This is a genomic window from Kitasatospora sp. MBT66, from assembly GCF_000710405.2.
GTDB lineage: Bacteria > Actinomycetota > Actinomycetes > Streptomycetales > Streptomycetaceae > Kitasatospora > Kitasatospora purpeofusca.
Genome location: NZ_JAIY01000006.1, coordinates 830422 through 853890, shown reverse-complemented (window position 1 = coordinate 853890; position 23469 = coordinate 830422). Strand labels below are relative to the sequence as shown.

General features: G+C 73.6%; 24 protein-coding genes. 20 read left to right on the top strand and 4 right to left on the bottom strand.

Annotated features, from left to right (window positions below; translation table 11 throughout):
- Positions 1-255 precede the first annotated feature (255 nt).
- From BI06_RS16270 to BI06_RS16260, 3 genes are all read left to right on the top strand, one after another.
- A complete protein-coding gene (locus BI06_RS16270; protein WP_030396704.1) occupies positions 256-1080 on the top strand; it encodes a 1-acyl-sn-glycerol-3-phosphate acyltransferase in 825 nt (274 codons plus the stop codon).
- On the top strand, positions 1077-2078 hold the full coding sequence (locus BI06_RS16265) for an NAD(P)H-dependent glycerol-3-phosphate dehydrogenase (RefSeq protein WP_043468779.1): 1002 nt from the start codon (positions 1077-1079) through the stop codon (positions 2076-2078). The genes BI06_RS16270 and BI06_RS16265 overlap by 4 nt, the downstream gene beginning before the upstream one ends.
- 89 nt (positions 2079-2167) lie before the next feature.
- Positions 2168-3310, top strand: a complete 1143-nt coding sequence (locus tag BI06_RS16260) for a D-alanine--D-alanine ligase family protein (protein WP_030396706.1) — start codon at positions 2168-2170, stop codon at positions 3308-3310.
- Between the two features lie 101 nt (positions 3311-3411).
- On the opposite strand, the gene BI06_RS16255 is transcribed toward BI06_RS16260, so the two are convergent.
- Positions 3412-3924, bottom strand: a complete 513-nt coding sequence (locus BI06_RS16255; protein WP_157855383.1) for a DUF3515 domain-containing protein — start codon at positions 3922-3924, stop codon at positions 3412-3414.
- A gap of 20 nt (positions 3925-3944) precedes the next feature.
- Positions 3945-4178 (bottom strand): Lrp/AsnC family transcriptional regulator, encoded by a 234-nt coding sequence (locus BI06_RS16250; protein ID WP_030396708.1) that lies wholly within the window; start codon positions 4176-4178, stop codon positions 3945-3947.
- Between the two features lie 215 nt (positions 4179-4393).
- On the opposite strand from BI06_RS16250, the gene BI06_RS16245 reads away from it, so the two are divergent.
- The 3 genes from BI06_RS16245 to thiD all read left to right on the top strand — a co-directional run bounded on the left by BI06_RS16245 (position 4394) and on the right by thiD (position 7454).
- Positions 4394-5359, top strand: coding sequence for a thiamine-phosphate kinase (locus tag BI06_RS16245; protein ID WP_030396709.1), 966 nt, complete (start codon positions 4394-4396; stop codon positions 5357-5359).
- A gap of 253 nt (positions 5360-5612) precedes the next feature.
- Positions 5613-6638, top strand: coding sequence for an ATP-dependent 6-phosphofructokinase (locus tag BI06_RS16240; protein WP_030396710.1), 1026 nt, complete (start codon positions 5613-5615; stop codon positions 6636-6638).
- Between the two features lie 18 nt (positions 6639-6656).
- Positions 6657-7454: a bifunctional hydroxymethylpyrimidine kinase/phosphomethylpyrimidine kinase gene (gene thiD / locus BI06_RS16235; protein WP_030396711.1), complete on the top strand. Its 798-nt coding sequence runs from the start codon at positions 6657-6659 to the stop codon at positions 7452-7454.
- A gap of 172 nt (positions 7455-7626) precedes the next feature.
- Here the strand turns inward: thiD and rpmB are convergent, their stop codons facing one another.
- Complete coding sequence (rpmB, locus tag BI06_RS46370) at positions 7627-7812, bottom strand: 50S ribosomal protein L28 (protein WP_073813963.1); 186 nt, start codon at positions 7810-7812, stop codon at positions 7627-7629.
- Positions 7813-8097: 285 nt separating this feature from the next.
- Between rpmB and BI06_RS16230 the strand changes: the two genes are divergently transcribed.
- From BI06_RS16230 to mutM, 10 genes are all read left to right on the top strand, one after another.
- Positions 8098-9729 (top strand): DAK2 domain-containing protein, encoded by a 1632-nt coding sequence (locus BI06_RS16230; protein ID WP_043468777.1) that lies wholly within the window; start codon positions 8098-8100, stop codon positions 9727-9729.
- 52 nt (positions 9730-9781) lie between these two features.
- Positions 9782-12016, top strand: a complete 2235-nt coding sequence (gene recG, locus BI06_RS16225; protein ID WP_030396713.1) for an ATP-dependent DNA helicase RecG — start codon at positions 9782-9784, stop codon at positions 12014-12016.
- Positions 12017-12166: 150 nt separating this feature from the next.
- Positions 12167-12700: a hypothetical protein gene (locus tag BI06_RS16220; RefSeq protein ID WP_030396714.1), complete on the top strand. Its 534-nt coding sequence runs from the start codon at positions 12167-12169 to the stop codon at positions 12698-12700.
- 115 nt (positions 12701-12815) lie between these two features.
- Positions 12816-13400, top strand: coding sequence for a 16S rRNA (guanine(966)-N(2))-methyltransferase RsmD (rsmD, locus tag BI06_RS16215; protein WP_030396715.1), 585 nt, complete (start codon positions 12816-12818; stop codon positions 13398-13400).
- A gap of 52 nt (positions 13401-13452) precedes the next feature.
- Complete coding sequence (gene coaD / locus BI06_RS16210) at positions 13453-13944, top strand: pantetheine-phosphate adenylyltransferase (RefSeq protein ID WP_030396716.1); 492 nt, start codon at positions 13453-13455, stop codon at positions 13942-13944.
- 226 nt (positions 13945-14170) lie between these two features.
- A complete protein-coding gene (locus BI06_RS16205) occupies positions 14171-15379 on the top strand; it encodes a hypothetical protein (protein ID WP_043468776.1) in 1209 nt (402 codons plus the stop codon).
- 171 nt (positions 15380-15550) lie between these two features.
- Entirely contained in the window at positions 15551-16195 is a 645-nt protein-coding gene (locus BI06_RS16200) for a DUF177 domain-containing protein (protein WP_030396718.1), read from the top strand.
- 2 nt (positions 16196-16197) lie between these two features.
- Complete coding sequence (rpmF, locus tag BI06_RS16195) at positions 16198-16371, top strand: 50S ribosomal protein L32 (protein WP_030056747.1); 174 nt, start codon at positions 16198-16200, stop codon at positions 16369-16371.
- 20 nt (positions 16372-16391) lie between these two features.
- Positions 16392-17180 (top strand): ribonuclease III, encoded by a 789-nt coding sequence (gene rnc / locus BI06_RS16190; RefSeq protein WP_030396719.1) that lies wholly within the window; start codon positions 16392-16394, stop codon positions 17178-17180.
- Between the two features lie 57 nt (positions 17181-17237).
- Positions 17238-18116 (top strand): bifunctional DNA-formamidopyrimidine glycosylase/DNA-(apurinic or apyrimidinic site) lyase, encoded by an 879-nt coding sequence (mutM, locus tag BI06_RS16185; RefSeq protein WP_030396720.1) that lies wholly within the window; start codon positions 17238-17240, stop codon positions 18114-18116.
- A gap of 73 nt (positions 18117-18189) precedes the next feature.
- Here the strand turns inward: mutM and BI06_RS16180 are convergent, their stop codons facing one another.
- Positions 18190-19113: a hypothetical protein gene (locus BI06_RS16180; protein ID WP_030396721.1), complete on the bottom strand. Its 924-nt coding sequence runs from the start codon at positions 19111-19113 to the stop codon at positions 18190-18192.
- Between the two features lie 305 nt (positions 19114-19418).
- Here BI06_RS16180 and BI06_RS52420 point away from each other — a divergent pair, with 305 nt between their 5' ends.
- The 4 genes from BI06_RS52420 to BI06_RS16160 form a co-directional block, all read left to right on the top strand.
- Positions 19419-20789 carry a hypothetical protein gene (locus tag BI06_RS52420; protein ID WP_030396722.1) on the top strand — a complete coding sequence of 457 codons (1371 nt, stop codon included), beginning with the start codon at positions 19419-19421 and terminating at the stop codon, positions 20787-20789.
- A gap of 123 nt (positions 20790-20912) precedes the next feature.
- Entirely contained in the window at positions 20913-21212 is a 300-nt protein-coding gene (locus BI06_RS16170) for an acylphosphatase (protein ID WP_030396723.1), read from the top strand.
- Positions 21213-21625: 413 nt separating this feature from the next.
- Positions 21626-21829 (top strand): hypothetical protein, encoded by a 204-nt coding sequence (locus BI06_RS16165; protein ID WP_030396724.1) that lies wholly within the window; start codon positions 21626-21628, stop codon positions 21827-21829.
- A 195-nt stretch (positions 21830-22024) separates the two neighbouring features.
- The coding region (locus BI06_RS16160) for an AAA family ATPase (RefSeq protein WP_043469725.1) at positions 22025-23469 on the top strand (1445 nt) is incomplete at its 3' end.

The window sequence follows — 23469 nt, the reverse complement described above, 5'->3', positions numbered from 1 at the left end:
GGGCGCGACGGGCCTGCCGGGGCGTACGGTGTCCTGGGTCATCGGCGTCATTGTGACGCCGGTCCCGGAGCCCTCGCCAGGCCGTCCGAACTGTGCGGACGTGCGTTTGATCACGCCCGCCGGACGTCCGGGCGGGGTTGCTCGACAGCCGGTGAGCGGTCGGGCGACACTGTTCCGCGCCCGCGCCCCGAGAGGGCGGCGGAAGCGAGATCGACCGCGGCACCCCACGTGCCGCACGAATGAGGAGGACCTGGGGTGGCCCGCCGCTCGTACGCCAGCTTCGGCAACGCCGACTACGGCTTCTGGTACCGCTTTGCGGCCGTGCTGGTGAAGCCGGTGAACACCGCGCTGGTCAAGCCCGACTGGCGGGGCTGGGAGCACCTGCCCGAGCGGGGCGGCTTCATCGCCGCGGTCAACCACAACTCGATCATCGACCCGGTCGTGTACGCGCACTGGCAGTACAACAGCGGGCGGCCGCCCCGGATCCTCGGCAAGTCCTCGCTGTTCTCGATCCCGTTCATCGGGTTCATGCTCCGCAAGACCGGCCAGATCCCGGTGTTCCGCGAGTCGACCGACGCGGCGCAGGCCTTCCGGGCCGCCATCGACGCGGTCAACAGCGGCCAGTGCGTGCAGTTCTACCCGGAGGGAACGCTCACCCGGGACCCGGACCTGTGGCCGATGACCGGCAAGAGCGGCGTCGCCCGGGTGGCGCTGATGACCGGCGCGCCGGTCATCCCGGTGGCCCACTGGGGCGCGCACGAGATCATCCCGCCGTACGGCCGGGGCGGCGGGGGGAAGAGCAGGTTCAACCTGTTCCCGCGTCACCGGGTGGTCGTGGCGGCCGGACCGGCCGTCGACCTGAGCAAGTACCAGGGCCAGGAGCTGACCGCCCAGGTGCTCAGGGACGCGACCGAGGACATCATGACGGCGATCACCGCCGTGCTGGCCGACATCCGGGGCGAGGAACCGCCCGCGGAGCGGTACGACATGCGGGAAGCGGCCCGGCTGCGGGCCGCCGCCGCGGCCCGCCGCGAGGGCCGCGGCCGTGGCACCGACGAGGCAGGGGAGGAAGCCAAGTGACCCGCTGCGCCGTGTTCGGCACCGGTTCCTGGGGCACCGCGTTCGCGATGGTGCTCGCCGACGCCGGCTGCGAGGTGACCCTCTGGGGCCGCCGGCAGGAGCTGGTGGACGCGATCCACGGCACCCACGTCAACCCCGACTACCTGCCGGACGTCCCGCTGCCCCCGTCGGTCCGGGCCACCACGGACCCCTCGGTGGCACTGGCCGGGGCCGACTTCGCCGTGCTCGCGGTGCCCTCGCAGACGCTCCGCGAGAACCTGGCCGCCTGGGCGCCGCTGATCGAGCCGCAGACCGTGCTGGTGAGCCTGATGAAGGGCATCGAGCTCGGCACCGCGAAGCGGATGAGCGAGGTCATCGGCGAGGTCGCCGGTGTCGGACAGGAGCGCGTCGCCGTGGTCAGCGGGCCCAACCTGGCCCGGGAGATCGCCAACCGGCAGCCCGCCGCCAGTGTGGTCGCCTGCACCGACGAGGCGGTCGCCAAGCGGCTCCAGGCGGCCTGCCACACGCCGTACTTCCGTCCGTACACCAACACCGACGTGATCGGCTGCGAGCTGGGCGGCGCGGTGAAGAACGTGATCGGCCTGGCGGTCGGCATGGCCAACGGCATGGGGCTCGGCGACAACACCAAGGCGACGCTGATCACCCGCGGGCTGGCCGAGACCACCCGGCTGGGGCTGGCGCTCGGCGCGGACGCGCACACCTTCGCCGGGCTCGCCGGGATGGGCGACCTGGTGGCGACCTGCTCCTCGCCGTTGTCCCGCAACAACACCTTCGGCACCAACCTGGGCCGGGGGATGTCGCTGGAGGAGACCATCGCGGCCACCCGGCAGACCGCGGAGGGCGTCAAGTCCTGCGAGTCGGTGCTCGACCTGGCCCGGCGCAACGGCGTCGACATGCCGATCGTCGAGGCGGTGGTGGACGTCGTGCACAACGGGCGGCCCACCCAGGAGGCGCTGCGGGCGCTGATGTCCCGCTCGGCCAAGCCCGAACGGCGCTGACGCCCCGGTGCCGGGGTCGGGCTCCGGCCCGGGCCCGGTCGGGTCGGTCACTGTCCCGAAACCCGCCTCGGGGTACCCTCTGTCGCGATATGAGCATCGAACAGACCTCCCAGAACCCGTCCGCGAAGCCGCGGGTCGCCGTCGTGTTCGGCGGCCGCAGCTCCGAGCACGCCATCTCGGTCTCCACCGCGGGCAGCGTGCTGAGGGCGATCGACCGCGACAAGTACGAGGTGCTGCCGATCGGCATCACCCACGAGGGCCGCTGGGCGCTGGTCAGCGACGAGCCGGCCCGGATGGCGATCACCGACGGCCGGCTGCCGGACGTCGAGCACGTCGCCGAGTCCACCGAGGGCCGGGTCGCGCTGCCGGTCGACCCGGGCAGCCGCGAGGTGGTCTGGAGCGAGCCCGGTGCCGCCCCCAAGGCGCTCGGCGAGGTGGACGTGGTCTTCCCGCTGCTGCACGGCCCGTGGGGCGAGGACGGCACGCTGCAGGGCCTGCTGGAGCTCTCCGGGGTGCCGTACGTCGGCAACGGCGTGCTGGCCAGCGCGGCGGGCATGGACAAGGAGTTCACCAAGCGCCTGCTGGCCTCGCACGGCATCGGCGTCGGGCGCTACACCGTGGTCCGGCCGCGCGAGTGGGAGACCGAGGAGGGCCGGGCCGCGGTCCGCGAGCGGGTCGCCGGCCTCGGCCTGCCGCTGTTCGTGAAGCCCTGCCGGGCCGGCTCCAGCATCGGCATCAGCAAGGTCAAGGACCTCTCCGACCTCGACGCCGCGATCGAGGAGGCGCGCCGCCACGACCCCAAGCTGATCATCGAGGCGGGTGTCTCCGGCCGTGAGCTGGAGTGCGCGGTGCTGGAGTTCGAGGACGGCCCGCGGGCGAGCGTCCCGGCCGAGGTCCTGGTCGGCGGCGGCTACGAGTTCTACGACTTCGAGGCCAAGTACATCGACTCCTCCGAGGTCCGGATCCCGGCCGAGCTCACCGAAGGGGAGACCGCCGAGATCCGCCGCCAGGCGATCGAGGCCTTCGAGGCGCTCGGCTGCGAGGGCCTGGCCCGGGTGGACTTCTTCCTGCTGGACGACGGCAGCTGGATGGTCAACGAGGTCAACACCATGCCCGGCTTCACCCCGATCTCGGCCTACCCGAAGATGTGGGAGGCCAGCGGGATGTCGTACCCGGAGCTGGTGGACCGGCTGCTGCAGGCGGCGCTGCGCCGCTCGACCGGCCTGCGGTAATCCGCGCGGACGCTGCGGAGGGGCGGTCCCGGGCTTCCGGGGCCGCCCCCGTGCGTGCCGGTCCGGTCCTGCTCCGCGCCGGTCCGCGCGGTCCGGTCCGGTCAGGGGATGTTGGCGGCGACCACGGGGGAGAGCGCGGCCACCACGTCCATCGGGTTGGCGAACGAGCCCTTGGGCACCGTGAGCTCCACGTAGGCCTTGCGCATTGTGGTGGTGTAGCGGTAGCCGCCGTCCCCCAGCTCCTGCGGCCACCAGGTCACGTCGTCGATCATCGGCGAGACGTCCAGGGCGGCCGGGCCGTTCAGGGCCTCCGGCCGGTCCACGCCGCAGCGCAGCACCGCCTTCGGCGAGCTGGCCCAGGCGGCCACGAACGGCGAGGCGGGGGTCGGGTCCTTGCGCGGGTGGCCGAACAGCTCCTGGGGGAGCGCCGCGGCGAGGGCCCGGCAGTAGCCGGCGGCCTTCGGGGCCGGGTCCGGTGTCTCGATCTTCTCGGGCTCGCTCCAGCTGCCGACCAGCACCACGACGGTGCAGGCGAGCGCGGTCGGCACCGCCAGCCACCGAACGGGGGCCGGCAGTGCCGCCAGGAAGCGGGGGGCGCGGAGTTCTCGGGTCACCCGCCGATGGTATGCGGGTCCTACAGGTGGACCACAGGACAGGTCAGGGTGCGGGTGATGCCCTCGACCTGCTGGACCTTGGCGACGACGAGACGGCCGAGGTCGTCCACGGTGTCGGCCTCGGCCCGGACGATCACGTCGTACGGTCCGGTGACGTCCTCGGCCTGGAGGACGCCGGGGATCTTGGCGATGGACTCGGCGACGGCGCTGGCCTTGCCGACCTCGGTCTGAATCAGGATGTAGGCCTGTACCACGGGGACCTCCGGGCGGCTGGGTACGGGGATCGCGGCCGTGCGGGCCCGGTCGGGTGTCGGGTGGCGACCGGGCTCACGGCAGACTGATCACCACGCTACCCCCCGGTGGGCCGGGGAGGGGAGACCTCTGCGCCTTCGGAGGGCGTACGCTGCGCGCGAGGCGGCGTGACCGCAGGACGTAGGCGCCCGACCGGGCGCGACCGGGAGGACGGCAGATGCAGGGGACCGTGGGCGAGCTCGGCGAGTTCGGACTCATCAGGGAGCTGACCGCCCGGGTGCCGCTCACCGACGCGGTCGACCTCGGCCCGGGCGACGACGCCGCCGTGGTGAAGGCCCCGGACGGCCGGGTGGTGGCGACCACCGATGTGCTGATCGAGAACCGGCACTTCCGCCGGGACTGGTCCACCGCGTACGACGTGGGCCGCAAGGCGGCCGCGCAGAACCTCGCCGACGTCGCCGCGATGGGCGCGGTGCCGACCGCGATCCTGCTCGGCCTGGTCGCGCCGGCGGACCTGCCGACCACCTGGGCCACCGAGCTGATGGACGGGCTGCGCGACGAGTGCCAGGTGGCCGGCGCGACGGTGGTCGGCGGCGACGTGGTGCGCGGGGACACCATCACGCTGGCCATCACGGCGCTCGGGGACCTTCAGGGGCGCGCGCCGGTGACGCGCGCCGGTGCCCAGGTGGGCGACGTGGTCGCGGTCACCGGCTGGCTCGGCTGGTCGGCGGCGGGTCTGACGGTGCTGCAGCGGGGCTTCCGCTCGCCGCGGGCCTTCGTCGAGGCCCACCGCCGTCCCGAGCCGCCGTACCACGCGGGGCCGTCCGGCGCGGAGCTCGGCGCCACCGCGATGATCGACGTGAGCGACGGACTGGTCGCCGACCTCGGGCACGTGGCGCTGGCGAGCGGGGTGGACATCGACCTGCGGGCGGCCGACTTCGACGTGCCCGCGCAGATGGCGGACATCGGCCAGGCGGTCGGGGTCGACCCGATGGTGTGGGTGCTGTCCGGGGGAGAGGACCACGCGATCGTGGCGACCTTCCCGCGCGGGGTCCAACTGCCCGCCCGCTGGCGGGTGGTGGGCGAGGTCGTCGGCCGCTCGCGGGCGGCCAGGGGCGGCCGGGTGACGGTGGACGGCGAGGCCTGGGACCGGGTCGGCGGCTGGGACCACTTCTCGGAGTGACCGGCCCGGTGCCGGGGGAGCGGCAACGGTGCGGCGGGGGAAGGTGGTTGACGCCCGGCCGGGGCGGTGGCGGGGCGGTGGCGGTGCGGTGCGGGGGCGTACGACGGGGGCGTGCGACGCTCCCGGGCGCTCGTACGAACCGGTCCCCGGCGGGGTGTGCGCATAGGCTTGACCCACAGCCCGGCCACCCGTCCTCGACAGGAGTGGTCTGGACCACTGTGGTCTGAACCACTTGGAGCGGGGAGGCGTCGGCATGCGCATCGGAGTCCTGACCAGCGGCGGCGACTGCCCCGGCCTGAACGCGGTGATCCGCTCCGTGGTGCACCGCGGCACCGATGTGCACGGCGACGAGATCGTCGGCATCGAGGACGGCTTCCTCGGGCTGATCGAGGGCCGCACCCGCCAGGTCTCGCACGACGACGTCACCGGTCTGCTCACCCTCGGCGGCACCGTGCTCGGCTCGGCCCGGGTGCAGCGCGAGCGGATCGCCTGGGCGGTGGAGAACGCCAAGACCCTCGCCCGGGACATCGGCATCGACGCGCTGATCGCGATCGGCGGCGAGGGCACCCTCACCGCCGCCCGGCTGTTCAGCGAGGCCGGACTGCCGGTGGTCGGCGTCCCGAAGACCATCGACAACGACATCGACGCCACCGACGTCACCTTCGGCTTCGACACCGCCGTGCACGTCGCGACCGAGGCGATCGACCGGCTCAAGACCACCGCCGAATCGCACCAGCGGGTGATGGTCGTCGAGCTGATGGGACGCCACACCGGCTGGATCACCCTCACCGCCGGCATGGCGGGCGGTGCGCACGGAATCCTGATCCCCGAGAAGCCGTTCGACATCGAGGGCGTGGCCCGGATGGTCGAGGACCGCTTCGCCCGGGGCAAGAAGTTCGCCATCATCGCGGTCGCCGAGGGCGCCTCCCCGATGCCCGGCACCATGCGCTTCGACCACGGCGAACTCGACCGGTTCGGGCACCGCACCTTCGGCGGGATCGGCAACCGCCTCGCCCACGAACTGGAGAACCTGCTCGGCAAGGAGGCCCGCCCGGTCATCCTCGGCCACGTCCAGCGCGGCGGCACCCCGACCGCCCGCGACCGGGTCCTCGCCACCCGCTTCGGCTGGCACGCCGTGGAGGCCGTCCACCGGGGCGCGTTCGGCCACTTCACCGCGCTCCGCCGGGGCGACATCCGGCTGGTGCCGATCGCCGACGCGGTGACCCGGCTCAAGACCGTCCCCGAGGAGCGCTGGGCGGAGTCGGAGGCCGTGCTCTGACCGCGTAGGTTGGGGGCCATGTCCTCCACCGCACCCCCTCGCGTGCTCACCGTCGCCGGCTCCGACTCCGGCGGCGGCGCCGGCATCCAGGCCGACCTCAAGGCGATGCTCGCCCTCGGCGTCCACGGCATGAGCGTCGTCACCGCCGTCACCGCGCAGAACTCGCTCGGCGTCCAGGGCTACTGGGAGCTGCCGGCCGAGGCCGTCCGGGCCCAGTTCCGCAGTGTGGTCGACGACATCGGCGTCCAGGCCGTGAAGACCGGCATGCTCGCCTCGATCGAGCTGGTCGAGACCGTCTCCGAACTGCTGGCCGGCGTCGGTGCCCCGGTCGTGGTGGACCCGGTGGGCGTCTCCAAGCACGGCGACGCGCTGCTCGCCGCCGAGGCCGTGGCCACCGTCCGGGAGCGGCTGCTGCCGGTCGCCACCCTGGCCACGCCCAACCTGCACGAGGTGACGCAGCTCACCGGCCGGACGGTCGAGCGCGAGGGCGAGATGCTGGACGCCGCCAAGGCGCTGCTCGACCTCGGACCGCGCTGGGTGCTGGTCAAGGGCGGGCACCTGGACGGCGAGGCGGCCGACCTGCTGTACGGGGGTGCGGGCGAGGAGTACTGGTACCGGGCGCCGCGCTACGACAACCGGCACACCCACGGCACCGGCTGCACCCTGGCCAGCGCGATCGCCTCGGGCCTGGCCAAGGGCGAGGAGCTGCCGGCGGCGGTGGCCTCGGCCAAGGAGTACATCACCGGCGCGATCGCCGGCGGCTTCGCGCTCGGCGCCGGCATCGGCCCGGTGGACCACGCCTGGCAGTGGCGCTAGGTCCCGTCCTCGAACCCGCGCCCGCGGGGCGGCCGGAGCCCGTCCCCGGACATGCCTGTGGGCGGGCCCGAGGGCCCGCCCACATCAGGTCGGTCGGATACCGGAACAACAGAAAGCCGGTTCACCCGAGGATGAACCGACTCACTGGAGGACCGGCATACCGGTCTGCGCGTCAGCGCGAGACCTTACCGGCCTTGATGCACGAGGTGCAGACGTTGAGCCGCTTCGGCGTCCGCCCAACCACAGCGCGCACCGTCTGGATGTTGGGGTTCCAGCGACGGGGGGTACGGCGGTGCGAGTGGGAGATGCTGTTGCCGAAGCCCGGCCCCTTGCCGCAGACGTCGCAGTTGGCAGCCACAGGAGTCACTCCAAGACTTCAGAATCATTTACGTGAGACAACCCCGCCGGACCAGCGGAGCACTCACGTGAACCGAACCGGGCCAAGGGGAGAGCCTGGAACTGTTCCAGGCAACCGGAAGAGCATACAACGCTTGCTTCCGTTCGACGAAACTACCATGACCAGCGGGGTGATCGCTCCGGCCGCCGTGTCCGCCGCCGCCGTCCGGGCCCCGATAACCTGCCCGTACCACCCCTCGCCGTTCACCCTCAGGCCATCACGGCGTCCCACTCCGGAGGAGACCTGGTGCTGCACACGCTCGACGCCCCGGCCGTGCGCAGCTGGTGCCAACTGGCGCTGCGGGCGCTCGGCCAGGCCCGCGAGGAGATCGACGCACTCAACGTCTACCCCGTCCCGGACGGCGACACCGGCACCAACCTGTACCTGACCGTGGAGTCGGCCGCCGCGGCCGTCGAGAGCCGCTTCGCCGACCCGGGCCCCGGTCCGGCGCCCGGCCTGGCCGAGACCGTCCGGGCGATGGCCCGCGGCGCGCTCGTCGGAGCCCGCGGCAACTCCGGGGTGATCCTCGCCCAGTGGCTGCGCGGCGCCGCCGAGACCCTCGCCGGGGGCGGCGACGCCGACCGGCTGCGGGCCGCCCTCCAGCGGGCCGCCGACTCCGCCTACCAGGCGGTCGCCGAACCGGTCGAGGGCACCCTGCTGACCGTCGCCCGGATCGCCGCCGGGGAGGCCGCCCGGGCCGTCGGCGGCCTCGGCCAGGTCGCCGAGGCCGCCCACCGGGCCGCCAGGGAGGCCCTGCGGCACACCCCCGAGCAGCTCCCCGTGCTGGCCGAGAACGGCGTGGTGGACGCCGGCGGCCGGGGCCTGGTCGCCGTCCTCGGGGCGCTCGCCGACGCGGTCGCCGGCCACCAGCCGATGGGCCCGGTCGCGCTGCGCGACGACCTCCGGCCGGTGGAGAGCTGCCGGCTCCATGTGCGCCCGCCCGGGCCCGGCCACCCCGCCTTCGAGGTGATCTACCTGCTGGACGCGCCCGACGAGGCGCTGCCCGCGCTGCGCGAACGCCTCGCCGGTCTGGGGGACTCGCTGGTGGTCGGCGGCGGCGACGGCCTGTGGAACGTGCACGTCCACGTCGACGACGCGGGCGCCGCCGTCGAGGCCGGGCTCGGGGCCGGGCGCCCGCACCAGATCCGGATCACCCACTTCGCCGAGGCCGCCGCCCGCTCCGGCGCCGCCGCCGGCCGGGGCGAGCCCGAGTGGCGGGACCGCGCGGTGCTCTCGGTGGTCTCCGGCGCGGGCCTCGCCGAACTCTGCGAACAGGCCGGCGCGGTCGTGCTGCACGCCGAGCCCGGCCGCCCGCCGGCCAGCGCCGAGCTCACCGCCGCCGTGCGCCGGGCCGCCGCCCGCGAGGTGGTGCTGCTGCTCAACGACCCCGAGCTGCGGGCCGCCGCCGGGGCCGCCGCCGACCAGCTGCGCGAGGAGGGGGTGCGGATCGCCGTGCTGCCCACCCGCTCGCCGGTCCAGGGGCTGGCCGCGCTCGCGGTGCACGAGACCGGCCGGCGCTTCGACGAGGACGTGGTCGCGATGACCTCGGCGGCCGGCGCCACCCGGTACGCCGAACTGGCCGTCGCCGAGGGCGAGTCCTGGACCATGGCCGGGGTCTGCCAGGCCGGCGACGTGCTGGGGCTGATCGACGGGGACGTCGCGGTGATCGGCACCGGGCTGGCCGAGGTCGGCGCGAGCGTGCTGGACCGGATGCTCGGCGGCGGCGGCGAACTGGTCACCCTGATCCTCGGCGAGGGCGCCCCCGAGCGCCTCGCCGAACAACTGGCCGCCCACGCCCGGCACAGCCGCCCGGAGGTGGACGCGGTGGTCTTCCACGGCGGCCAGGAGTCGGCGCCGCTGCTCATCGGCGTCGAGTGACCGGGCGGTGTGCGGGCCGCACTGTCGGTCCGGTGGTGTAGACAGGGGCCTGATGGGCGCTCTCGATGAACCACTGACCAAGCTCGTCGGCGACCGGACCGCCAAGGTGCTCGCCGACAGTCTCAAGCTGCGCACGGTCGGGGACCTGCTGCACCACTATCCGCGCCGCTACGTCGAGCGGGGCCAGCTCACCAGCCTGGACGAGCTGGAGGTCGACGAGCACGTCACCGTGCTGGCGCGGATCGACAAGGTCACCCTGATCCCGTTCCGCGGCCGCAAGGGCGACCGGCTGGAGGTGGTGGTCACCGACGGCCGCAGCCGCCTCACCCTGGTCTTCTTCAACCAGGGCTGGCGGCAGAAGGAGCTGCGGCCGGGCACCCAGGGCCTGTTCGCGGGCAAGGTCGGGGTGTTCAACCGGGCCCGCCAGCTGGCCTCCCCGGACTACCAGCTGCTCGACGAGACGGACGGCGACGGCGCCGCCGCCCGGTTCGCCGGCCGGCTGATCCCGGTCTACCCGGCCAGCGCCCAGATGCCCAGCTGGAAGCTCGCGCTCTGCGTGGAGACGGCGCTCACCAAGCACGTGTCCGACGTCGGCGAGCCGCTGCCCGCCGAACTCCGCGACCGGCACGGCCTGATCGCGCTGCCCGAGGCGCTCGAACTGATCCACCGCCCGCGCAGCCAGGCCGACCGCGAGCGCGCCCAGGACCGGCTCCGCTGGGACGAGGCCTTCGTCCTCCAGGTCGCCCTCGCCCGGCGCCGGGCCGCCGACTCCGCCCTGCCCGCCAAGCCCCGCGCGGCCCGCCCCGGCGGCCTGCTGGACGCCTTCGACGCCCGGCTGCCGTTCACCCTCACCGAGGGCCAGCAGAAGGTCTCCGCCGAGATCGCCGCCGACCTGGCGACCGAGCACCCCATGCACCGCCTGCTCCAGGGCGAGGTCGGCTCCGGGAAGACCCTCGTGGCGCTGCGGGCCATGCTGGCCGTGGTCGACGCGGGCGGGCAGGCGGTGCTGCTCGCGCCCACCGAGGTGCTGGCCCAGCAGCACCACCGGTCGATCGTCGAGATGATGGGCGACCTCGCCGAGGGCGGTCTGCTCGGCGGCTCTGACCTGGGCACCCGGGTGGCGCTGCTCACCGGGTCGATGGGCGTGCCGGCCCGGCGGCAGGCGCTGCTCGACATGGCCTGTGGGGACGCCGGCATCGCGATCGGCACCCATGCCCTGATCGAGGACAAGGTGCAGTTCCAGGACCTCGGCCTGGTCGTGGTCGACGAGCAGCACCGGTTCGGCGTCGAGCAGCGGGACGCGCTGCGGGCCAAGGGCGAGCAGCCGCCGCACCTGCTGGTGATGACGGCCACCCCGATCCCGCGCACGGTCGCGATGACCGTCTTCGGGGACTTGGAGACCTCGGTCCTGGACCAGCTGCCGGCCGGGCGCTCGCCCATCTCCACCCATGTGGTGCCGGCCGTGGAGAAGCCCAACTTCCTGACCCGGGCCTGGGAGCGGGTGCGCGAGGAGGTGGCCAAGGGCCACCAGGCGTACGTGGTCTGCCCGCGGATCGGCGACGAGGAGCCGGAGCCGGCCAAGGGCGCGAAGCGCAGGCGGCGTCCGGCGGAGGACTTGGAGGAACTGCTCGACGACGCGCCGGACGAGGGCGCGGCGGCCGACGGCGACCGGCGGCCCCCGCTGTCCGTGGTGGAGACCACCGCGAAGCTGGTGGCGGGCCCGCTGGCCGGGCTGCGGGTGGAGATCCTGCACGGCCGTCTGGCACCGGAGGCCAAGGACGAGGTGATGCGCCGGTTCGCCGCCGGCGAGGTGGACGTCCTGGTCGCCACCACGGTGATCGAGGTCGGGGTGAACGTGCCGAACTCCACCGCGATGGTGATCATGGACGCGGACCGGTTCGGCGTCTCCCAGCTGCACCAGCTGCGCGGCCGGGTCGGGCGGGGCTCCGCCCCCGGGCTCTGCCTGCTGGTCACCGACATGCCGGCGGCCAGTCCCGCCCGGGCCCGGCTGGACGCGGTGGCGGAGACCCTGGACGGCTTCCGGTTGTCCCGGATCGACCTCGAGCAGCGCCGCGAGGGCGATGTGCTGGGCCAGGCGCAGTCCGGGGTGAAGTCCTCGCTCAAGGTGCTCTCGGTGCTGGAGGACGAGGAGGTCATCGTGACCGCCCGGGCCGAGGCCACCCGGCTGGTCGCCGAGGACCCGGAACTCACCGAGCATCCGGACCTGCGCACGGCCCTGGCCAGCCTGCTGGACGAGGACCGCGCGGCCTACATGGAGAAGGGCTGACGGGCACGGGCAGGGCCGGCCGGGCCATCCGCCGGACCTGCCCGCCGGGCCCTCGGCCGGGCCCGATTGTCAGACCCCCGGGAGAGAATGAAGGTGTTCGGGACGCACCCCCAAGGTGCCTTCCCGGCACGACACTTGGGGGTTTAGCCAATGGCATTCCGTCATCTCAACGAGCTCCCGCTGGGCGACAAGGTCTTCCGGATCGAACTCGCCAGCGACGACGACCGCGAGGTCACCCTCACCCTGGCCGGCTGGCGCGAGGGGGCCGCCGCCACCCCGCTCGCCTCCGGCAAGCTGCGGCTCCCGGTCGAGGACGTCGCCTCGCTGCGGATCGCCCTCAACCGCGCGCTCCGGGCCCTGGCGATCGTCGCCGACGTCTCCGAGCCGATCCCCGACCGCGACGTGCTGCGCGAGCTCTACCCCGGCCACGGCGCCCCCTGGGTGCCGCAGCACGAGGAGGAGCTGGTCCGGCGCTTCCACGAGAGCGAGACGGTCGCCCGGATCGCCGCCCGCTTCGGCCGCACGCCCGACTCCGTCCGCACCAAGCTCCGCGAGCTCGGCCACGACCCGCGCCGTCCCGAGTACTGCCCGCCCGACGGCTGCCTGTCCTGGTCCCGCTACGCCTCGCCCTCGCTGCTCGGCGCGGCGGCCCCGGACCGGGCGGCGGGCTCCGAGGCGAGCTGACCCGACCGGGGGGTGGCACCGGAGGGGCGTCCCGCGCGGGCGCCCCTTCGGCGTGAGCGGAGGGCGGTGATCGGGATAGCGTGGTCGGGCAGCGACGAAAGGACCCTCCACCACCATGACCCGCGTGATCGCCGGGGCGGCCGGCGGCCGCCGACTGGCCGTACCGCCCGGCCGGGGCACCCGACCGACCTCCGACAAGGCCCGCGAGGCGATGTTCTCCACTCTGGAGGCGCTGCGCGGCACCCTGCACGGCGCCCGGATGCTGGACCTGTTCGGCGGATCGGGCGCGGTCGGCCTGGAGGCGCTCTCGCGCGGGGCGGCACACGTACTGCTGGTCGAGGCGGACGCCCAGGCGGCCCGGGTGATCCGGGAGAACGTCCGGACGGTCGGCCTGCCGGGTGCGCTGGTGCAGGCGGCCAGGGCCGAGAAGGTCGTCGCCGGGCCGGCCCCGGAGGAGCCCTACGACCTGGTCTTCCTCGACCCGCCGTACGTGGTGACCGACGACGAGGTCCGGGAGATGCTGATCACACTGTCGGCCGGGGGCTGGCTCGCGGAGGACGTACTCGTCACCGTGGAGCGCAGCACCCGCGGTGGTGCGTTCGGCTGGCCGGAGGGCTTCGAGGAGCTGCGCTCCCGTCGCTACGGCGAGGGCACGCTCTGGTACGGTCGCGCCGCCGACGAGCCCCGCGACCACCCCTAGCGGGCCCGGGGCCCGCAGCAATCACGTCACCCCACGAGGGAGCACACACGCCATGCGCCGCGCCGTCTGCCCCGGGTCCTTCGACCCGATCACCAACGGTCACCTCGACATCATCGAGCGGGCCTCGAAGCTGTACGACGTGGTGCACGTCGCGGTCGCGATCAACCGGAACAAGCAGGGCATGTTCACCATCGAGGAGCGCATCGCGCTGATCGAGGAGACCACCGCCCAGTACGGGAACATCGTGGTCGAGTCGCACCTCGGCCTGCTGGTGGACTTCTGCCGGGAGCGGGACATCCCGGCCATCGTCAAGGGCCTGCGCGCGGTCAGCGACTTCGACTACGAGCTGCAGATGGCGCAGATGAACCACGGCCTGACCGGTGTCGAGACGCTCTTCGTGCCGACCTCGCCGACGTACAGCTTCCTCTCCTCGACCCTGGTGAAGGAGGTCGCCTCCTACGGCGGCGACGTCTCGCACCTGCTGCCGGAGACGGTGCACCGCCGGCTGGTCGAGCGGATCGCCGAGCGGCGGGCCCAGCAGTAGGGAGCGGTCCGGAGGAGGGCGGGCGGCGGCCGGTCCACGGTGACCGCCCGTCCGTTTCTGCCGGTTCGTCACGGTATGCCGGGCAGCTGGCGGAGCGGCCCGGTCCGGGCGTTGTGAGCTCGCCCGGCGCTGGCCGTACAGTCTGTATTCCTGCCCTGCGGTGACGTCCACCGCGCCGGGCGCTGCCTCCGCCGGACCTCGGCGGCACACGGAAAGACGAATCCCCGTGGACGTGCAGAACAAGGTCGACGAGATCGTGGCGGCCGTCGAGAACGCCCGCTCGATGCCCATGTCGGCCTCCTGCGTGGTGAACCGTGCCGAGCTGATCAGCCTGCTCCAGGACCTCAGGTCGGCCCTGCCGGCCGAGCTGGCCCAGGCCCGTTCGGTGGTGGCCGACCACGACTCGATGGTCGCCGGCGCCCACGCCGAGGCCGACCGGATCATCCAGGGCGCGCACGCCGAGCGCGGTTCGCTGATCTCCGACACCGAGGTGGTCCGGCGCGCCCAGGCCGAGGCGGACCGGATCCTCGCCGAGGCCCGCGCCGAGGTCGACACCAAGCGCACCGAGGCCGACGACTACGTGGACAGCAAGCTGGCCAACTTCGAGGTCGTGCTCACCAAGACGCTCGGCGCGGTCGGCCGCGGCCGCACCAAGCTGCGCGGCGACGGCAGCGTCTTCGAGGTCGAGTACGAGGCCGAGACCGACGGCGAGGAGTTCCGGCCGCAGCGGATCAGCCCCAGCCCCGAGGTCGACGAGTACGTCGATGTGAAGCTCGCCACCCTGGAGAACGTGCTCAGCGCGACCCTGGAGGCGGTCGGCAAGGGCCGCGACAAGCTGCTCGGCAAGCGCCCGATCGACGAGCTGGGCGCCTACCTGGCCGCCGCCGACGAGGCGCAGCAGGCCAAGGAGCGCGCCGAGGCGGTCGCGGCCGGCTTCGCCGCGGACTCGGACGGCAGCGAGCTGGCCTGGTACCGCGAGGAGGTGCCGCAGCAGCAGACCTGGCCGGAGCAGACCCCGGCCGCGGCCGGCTGGCAGGCGCCCGGCGCGGACCAGTACGCGGTGGCCCAGCAGGGCGGCGCCCAGTACGCCGAGGTGTACGGCGGCGGCTTCGACCCGGCCGCCGGCCAGGGAGCGGACCCCTACGGCGGCCAGTGGGGCCACCAGGGCCCGGAGACCGGCGGGTACCAGCAGCAGCACCAGGGCTACTCCGACGGCCAGCAGGCCGGCTACGGCTACCCGGCGCAGCAGCAGGGCTACGAGCAGCAGCAACAGCAGCAGCAGCAGTACGGCGGGGGCGGCTACGACTACCCGCAGCAGCCGGCCAACCCGCCGGCGCCGGTGCCGCAGCAGAACCAGGCCGGACTGGACGAGACCAGCTTCTTCGACACCAGCATGATCGACATGACCCGGCTGCGGGAGCTCGGCGGCCGGTAGGACGGGCGCGCTCCCCGCTCCCGGCCCCGCGGCCGGGAGCGAAGTTGGGCCTGGCGGGAGACTCGGGTAGTCTGACCACTCCGGCCTCTCCGTGTCGGGCCGCAGGTCTGCCCGCGAACCGCCCGAAGAGCAGCGCCGCGCACCAGATCCCCCTCAGGAAGTCAGGACATCTTGAACCGCCTCGACCACCGCGACCCCCTCGTGTTCGACACGCACGAGCTGGGCCGTCGTCCGGGTGCGCTGCGCAAGGTGTCCCGCACCCTGGAGGCCCCCGAGGGCCTGGGGATCATCGATGTGATCGGTGTTCCGGAGAAGAGCGAGATCGAGCTGGAGCTCCGCCTGGAGTCCGTGGTCGAGGGCGTGCTGGTCACCGGCACCGCCGGGACCGTGGTCGAGGGCGAGTGCGTCCGGTGCCTGGAGCCCGTCGAGTTCGACCTCGACGTGGACTTCCAGGAGCTGTACTACTACCCGGAGTCCGACGAGCGCCACCGCGCCCGGACCTCCGGGGCCGAGGACCTCGACGAGGACTCGGAAGACGAGACTTACCGCCTGGAGGGCGATTTCTTCGACCTCCAGCCGGTGCTGCGTGACGCGGTGGTGCTCGCACTGCCGCTGCAGCCGGTGTGCCAGGAAGACTGCCTGGGCCTGTGCTCCGAATGCGGGGCGCGCCTGAGCGACGACCCGGCGCACCACCACGATGCCGCCGACCCCCGGTGGGCGGCTCTGCAGGGACTCTCCGCCGCCCCCGGCGACGAGGGTGACGGAACCAAGAACAGCGGTACCCGTGAGGGTCTCGCCGAGAACCAGGAGAAGTAGCCGTGGCTGTTCCGAAGCGGAAGATGTCGCGCAGCAACACGCGCCACCGCCGTTCCAACTGGAAGGCCGTTGTCCCGGCCCTCGTGGCGTGCGACCGCTGCCACGAGCCGAAGCTGGGCCACATCGCGTGCCCCAGCTGCGGCACGTACAACCGTCGCCAGGTCCTCTCGGTCTGATCGGCGGGGTGTACGGATCGATGTCGGACAGTAACTCTTCCCGCAAGGCGACCAGCGCACCGAAGGCCCCTTCGGGCGGTGGTAAGGCCGGCGGGCCGGCTTCGACCGAATACGACGTCCTGGAAGGGCGCCTCGGGTACACGCTCGAGCGCGCCCTTCTGGTGCGTGCCCTGACCCACCGCTCGTACGCGTACGAGAACGGTGGCCTGCCCACCAACGAGCGCCTGGAGTTCCTCGGCGACTCGGTGCTGGGCCTGGTGGTGACCGACACCCTCTACCGCGTCCACCCGGACGTTCCCGAGGGCACGCTCGCCAAGCTGCGCGCCGCGGTGGTCAACTCGCGCGCGCTCGCCGATGTCGGCCGGGGTCTGGACCTCGGTGTGTTCATCCGGCTCGGCAAGGGCGAGGAGGGCACCGGCGGCCGCGACAAGTCGTCGATCCTCGCCGACACGGTCGAGGCGGTCATCGGCGCGGTCTACCTGGACCAGGGCCTGGACGCCGCCACCGAGTTCGTCCACCGCCTGTTCGACCCGCTGATCGAGGAATCCTCTCAGCTGGGCGCGGGCCTGGACTGGAAGACCAGCCTCCAGGAGCTCACCGCCTCGGTGGGCATCGGAGTGCCCGAGTACGTGGTCGAGGAGTCCGGTCCGGACCACGAGAAGACTTTCACCGCGGCGGCCCGGGTGGCCGGCGAGGACTTCGGCAGCGGCGTCGGCCGCTCGAAGAAGGAAGCCGAGCAGAAGGCCGCCGAGAGCGCCTGGCGCGCGATCAAGGAGAAGCACGCCGACCGGCTGCCGAGCGGCGCCTGAGCACGCAGTAGCCTTCCTCCTGCAGAGCCCAGTCCGTTCCGCAGGAGGCGTGTTCCCGTGCCCGAACTTCCCGAGGTCGAGGTCGTCCGCCGAGGTCTGGCGAACTGGGTCGCCGGGCGGACGGTCGCCGGCGTCGACGTCCTGCACCCGCGCGCGGTCCGCCGCCAGTCGGCGGGTGCGGCGGACTTCGCGGCCCGGCTCACCGGCACGACGTTCGGCGCCGCGCAGCGCCGCGGCAAGTACCTCTGGGTGCCGCTGGCCGGGCGGGGCCAGGGCTTCTCGATGATCGGCCACCTCGGCATGAGCGGCCAACTGCTCGTCCAGGACCCGGCCGTGCCGGACGAGAAGCATCTGCGGGTCCGGCTGCGGTTCACCGACGGCGGGCGCGAGCTGCGCTTCGTCGACCAGCGGACCTTCGGCGGGCTGGCGGTCGAGGAGGCCGAGGACGGCGATCCCGAGGGCACCCCGGTCTCCATCGCCCACATCGCCCGCGACCCGCTCGACGCCCGGTTCGACGACGCCGTCTTCGTCGCGGCGCTGCGTGCCCGGCGCACCACGGTCAAGCGGGCGCTGCTGGACCAGACGCTGATCAGCGGGGTCGGCAACATCTACGCGGACGAGGCGCTGTGGCGCTCCCGGCTGCACTACGACCGGCCGTCCGCGACGCTCACCCGGCCGCAGGCGGCGCTGCTGCTGGCGAACGCCCGTGAGGTGATGACGGCGGCGCTGGCGGTCGGCGGCACCAGCTTCGACAGCCTGTACGTCAATGTGAACGGCGAGAGCGGCTACTTCTCCCGGGACCTGGACGCCTACGGCCGGGAGGACGAACCCTGCCGCCGCTGCGGCACCGCGATCCGGCGGGCCGCCTGGATGAACCGGTCCAGCTACTTCTGCCCCCGCTGCCAGCGGGTTCCGCGGGTGCGCGACGGGGGCTGAGCGGGCCTGAAGGGGCCGGAAGGGGCGGCGGGGCGAGGCACCGCCGCCCCCGGCGCCCGTTCAGGCCCCGGCGTCAGCGGTCGGCGAGTTCGGGGTGGGCCGCTTCGCCGTCGGGCAGGCCGCCGTGGGTGTCCTGGCCGAAGTAGGCGACACCGACCGCCGAGACCACCGCCAGCACGAAGCCGGCCACGCCGAGCCAGCCCAGCCCGGCCTTGGTGGAGTCGCCGAGCCACAGCACGCCCACCGCGCCCGGCAGCACCGTCTCACCGACCACCAGGGCGGCCGTGGCGCCGTTCACCGAGCCGATCTGCAGGGCCACGGTGTGCACGTACATGCCGCCGATGCCGCCGACCAGGATCGCGTACAGCGCCGGGTCGGAGAGCAGGCTGCCGAGGTCGAAGGGCTGGACGCCGTTCAGGATCCGCACACCGACGCCGAGCGCGCCGAAGCCGAGGCCGGAGAGCAGACCGGCCACGATCGCGCCGTTGGCTCCCATCCGGCGCACCAGCAGTCCGCCGCCCACCAGCAGCACGGTGGTGATCACCAGCAGCCACCAGTGGAAGGACATCTCGGCGTGGTGCCCGCCCTCCGGGCCGGCCGAGACGGCGAGCAGGACGAGCGCCGAGCAGAGCACGCCGATCGAGGCCCACTCCAACTGCTTGAGCCGGATCCCGAGCAGCTTGATCGACAGCACCGCGGTGATCACCAGGTTGGCGCTGATGATGGTCTGGGAGAGGAACAGCGGCAGCAGCCGGGCGGCCAGCGCGCCGAGTCCGAAGCCGATGAAGTCCAGCACCGTGCCGAGGATGAACTCCCAGGTCACGGCGGCCTTGGCGGTGGAGGACAGGCTGGGCCCGCCGTGCGCGGTGGTGCCGGCGGAGTCGCCGCCCTTGGCGGCCTCCTCGCGGGCGGAGCGCCGGGATCCCACGGCCTGCAGGACCGAACCGGTGCCGTAGCAGGCGGAGGCCGCCACAGCGGTGACGAGGCCGATGATCACACGTGCTCCGATCAGGAGGGACGGGACAGGACGGTCGGGGGCACGGGTGACCGTTCGGCCACCACTATGCCTGGTCGCGCGGTACGGCCGGGACGCCCGGGGACGGGCTCCGCGCCCGCCGGGACACGCCGGGAGGTACGACCGGGCCGGTGGCCGGGTTCCCGCCCGGACCGCGGTTCCGGGCGGCCGGAGGAAAGATCATCCCGTGGAAGGGGACCCACCCCGGCGGACGGTGGGGGTGCCGGTCCGCTCCGTACCCGGCCGGTATGCCCTGCCGGGGGACCGGTCGCGGTAGCGTCGGTGGCATGAGAACCCTTGCTCGACGACGTTCCCGGGGCGCCGGGCCGCTGGCCTTGGTGGCGGCGCTGCTCGGGCTGCTGCTCCTGCTGGCGCCGGCCGCCTCGGCGGCGGGCGGTCTCGACGACGCGGCCGCCGCGCTCAAGCAGGGCCGGGTGTACGTCGACCCGGCGATGGCGGGCCGGTTCGGCCAGGGCCAGGCCGACGCGCTGACCGAGAAGATCCGCAAGGCCGACAAGCCGATCTTCGTGGCGGTGGTCCCCGCGGCCGACCCGTACGGCGCCTCGACCGTCTTCGACGACCTGCGTACCAAGGTCGGCATCACCGGCACCTACGCGATCTGGCGCGGCGACCAGTTCCAGGCCCGCTCGGACAAGGAGGCGCTGCCCACTGCGAGCGCCCAGCGGATCGCCGGCGCGTCCTTCCGCGCGCACCCCGGCGACATCGACGCCACCCTCAACGACTTCGTGGACACCGCGGCCCCGCAGGTCAAGGGGCACGGTGTGAACAGCACGGCGGGCGGGGTCTCGGCCGCCGCGATCGCCGTCCCGCTGGCCCTGCTGGCGCTGGCCGGCACCGGGGTCTTCCTGCTGTTCCGCCGCTCCAAGCGGCGCAAGGAGGAGCAGCGCCGGGCCGAGCTCGCCCAGGTCCGCCGGGTGGTGGACGAGGACATCACCGCCTACGGCGAGGAGCTGGACCGGCTGGACTTCGTGCCGTCCGCGCCGGACGCCGACGAGGTGCAGCGCGGCGACTACACCCACGCCCTGGACTCCTACGAGCGGGCCAAACTGCTGATGGACCAGGCCAAGGGGCCGGAGGACGTCAAGCCGGTCGCCGAGGCGCTGGAGGACGGCCGGTTCGCGCTGGCCACCCTGGCCGCCCGGCGGGACGGGCACCCGCTGCCCGAGCGGCGTCCCCCGTGCTTCTTCGACCCCCGGCACGGCCCGTCGGTCAAGGACGCCGACTGGGCCCCGGCGGGCGGCGCCGCCCGCGCCGTCCCGGTCTGCCGGGCGGACGCGGACCGGCTGGCGGCCGGGCAGGACCCGGACATCCGGACCGTGCCGACCGAGCACGGCCCGCAGCCGTACTGGAACGCGGGCCCGGCGTACGGCCCCTGGGCCGGCGGCTACTTCGGGGGCTTCGGCGGCGGCGGTCTGCTGCCGGGCCTGCTGGTCGGCACCATGCTCGGCTCGATGATGGCCACCCCGGCCTACGCGTACGGCCCGGCGGACGCCGGCTCCGGCTACGAGGGCGGGGACCAGTCCGGTGCCGACTTCGACTCCTCCGACTTCGGCGGCGGCTTCGACGGCGGTGGCGGGGACTTCGGCGGTGGCGGTGGCGACTTCGGTGGCGGCGGCGACTTCGGCGGGGGCTTCTGACCCGGCCGTCCCGCCCGCCCGATCCCGCCGCCCCCGGCCGGTCCCACGACCGGCCGGGGGCGGCGTCGTCGTACCGGCTCCGCCGTGACGCGGGCCGCCGCCGCGGCGGATAGGGTCGGGGGCATGCACGGTCGCGACGCCCACAGTGACGAGCCGGTCCGCGTCACCGCCTGGGTACGCGGCAAGGTGCAGCAGGTCGGCTTCCGCTGGTGGACCAGGGCGCGGGCGCTGGAGATCGGCCTGACCGGCTACGCGAGCAACCTCGGCGACGGCCGGGTGCAGGTGGTGGCGGAGGGCCTCGCCCCGGACTGCGAGCAGCTGCTCGCGCTGCTCAGGGGCCCGGACACACCGGGCCGGGTCAGCGGGGTGACCGAGATCTGGACCGCCGTCGGACCCGGGTACGGGACCTTCGAGATCCGCTGAGAACCCGCCTCGGACGGGGCCCGGGCCGGTCGATCGAAAACGATCGTCAACCGGCGGTGTCGTACGGTTGCCATCCGGGCAGACTCGTGGTTGACTCCGCATCGAACGATGATCCACGAGCATGTGGTGGACCCCCCTTCGGAGCCGCCGGGCGTGACGACACCGCCAGGCAGGTGACAGGGGCGCGGTAGCGTGCGGTGATCGTGTTGACCCGTACCGTCTTTGGTGAGACGCTGGAAACCCGCGCACACGACCGCGTTATTCCGGTAGGTGCATGCCCCCGTGGGCCCAGCTCACGGTGGTTGTGCCGTAGTGCCCAGCCAGCACTGCCGGTGCACGCCGCGCGTGCGTCCCCCTTCCCCCTAGACCTGTACCGTTCCGGTTCGGTCACTCAGCGTGGAGGACCATTCATCATGGCAAAGGCGCTTCTCGGGTACGTCGGCGGCCCCGACCCGCGAATGCTCTCCGAGATGCGACGGCTGCAGCAGCGCGTCCAGGATCTCGAAGCCGAGCTCATCAGGATGCAGGCTGTGAACGACGCACTCACCGCTGTCGCCGACGAGCACTCGTTGCTCAACAGCATCGATCTGGATCAGCGGGAGCCGGCTCTCACCTGAGTTCCGCCCGATCCCCGATCGACGCCGCTGTGCACCGAGCCGCCCCGAAAGGGACGCAGCTTGCAAGGGACGCCCCGTGTGGCGTCCCTTCGTCGTGTCCGGCCGCGATCGCCGCAGGTCCCGGTGGGGGAGGCGGATACAGTCGCCGCAGGGCCCCGGCCAGGGTCCGCGAGCGAGGGGCGAGGAGAGCGGCGCGTGCACCTGAAGAGTCTGACGCTGCGCGGGTTCAAGTCCTTCGCCTCCGCCACCACCCTGCGCTTCGAGCCCGGCATCACCTGCGTGGTCGGGCCGAACGGCTCCGGCAAGTCCAACGTCGTCGACGCGCTCTCCTGGGTGATGGGCGAGCAGGGCGCCAAGTCGCTGCGCGGCGGCAAGATGGAGGACGTCATCTTCGCCGGCACCAGCGGGCGCGCCCCGCTCGGCCGGGCCGAGGTCAGCCTCACCATCGACAACACCGACGGCGCCCTGCCGATCGAGTACGCCGAAGTGACCATCACCCGGACGATGTTCCGCAACGGCGGCAGCGAGTACGCGCTCAACGGCGACACCTGCCGGCTGCTGGACATCCAGGAACTGCTCTCCGACTCCGGCATCGGCCGCGAGATGCACGTCATCGTCGGGCAGGGCCGGCTCGACTCCGTCCTCCAGGCCGACCCGATGGGCCGGCGCGCCTTCATCGAGGAGGCGGCCGGCGTCCTCAAGCACCGCAAGCGCAAGGAGAAGGCGCTGCGGAAGCTCGACGCCATGCAGGTCAACCTCAACCGGGTCCAGGACCTGGTGGCCGAACTCCGGCGCCAGCTCGGCCCGCTCGGCCGACAGGCCCGGATCGCCCGCCGGGCCGCCGGGATCCAGGCCGACCTGCGCGACGCCCGGCTGCGGCTGCTCGCCGACGACCTGCTCGGCCTGCGCCGGGCCGTCGAGGCGGAGATCGCCGACGAACTGGCCCTGCGGCTGCGCCGCTCCACCGTCGAGCAGGAACTCGGCCGGGCGATCCAGCGCGAGGCCGTGCTGGAGGCGCAGGTCCAGCAGCTCGGCCCCGGCCTGGAGGCGGCCCGGCAGACCTGGTACCGGCTCTCCGCCCTCGCCGAACGCACCCGCGGCACCGTCGGACTGGCCGGGGCGAAGGCCCGGCACGCGGCCGCCGGCGGGCAGTCCGAGGAGCGGCGCGGCCGGGACCCGGAGGAGCTGGAGCGCGAGGCCGAACGGGTCAGGGAGGAGGAGGCCGCGCTGGCCGAGGCCCTGGAACAGGCCCAGGAGGCGCTGGACGAGGCGGTCGACACCAAGGCCGAGCTGGAACGCGCCCTCGTCGCCGAGGAACGCCGGCTCAAGGACGCCGCCCGGGCCATCGCCGACCGCCGCGAGGGCCTGGCCCGGCTCCAGGGCCAGGCCGCCGCCGCCCGGTCCAAGGCCGCCGCCGCCGAGGCCGAGATCGGCCGGCTCGCCGAGGCCCGGGACGAGGCGCTGCAACGTGCCGGGGCCGCCCGCGAGGAGTACGAGGAACTGAAGGCCAGGGTCGACGCCGAGACCGAGGACGGCGAACGGGCCGACACCGCGCACGAGGACGCCGGGGAACTGCTCGCCGCCGTCGAGCGGGAGCTCGCCGCGGCCCGCGAGGCGGCCGCCGTCGCCGAGCGCGAGCG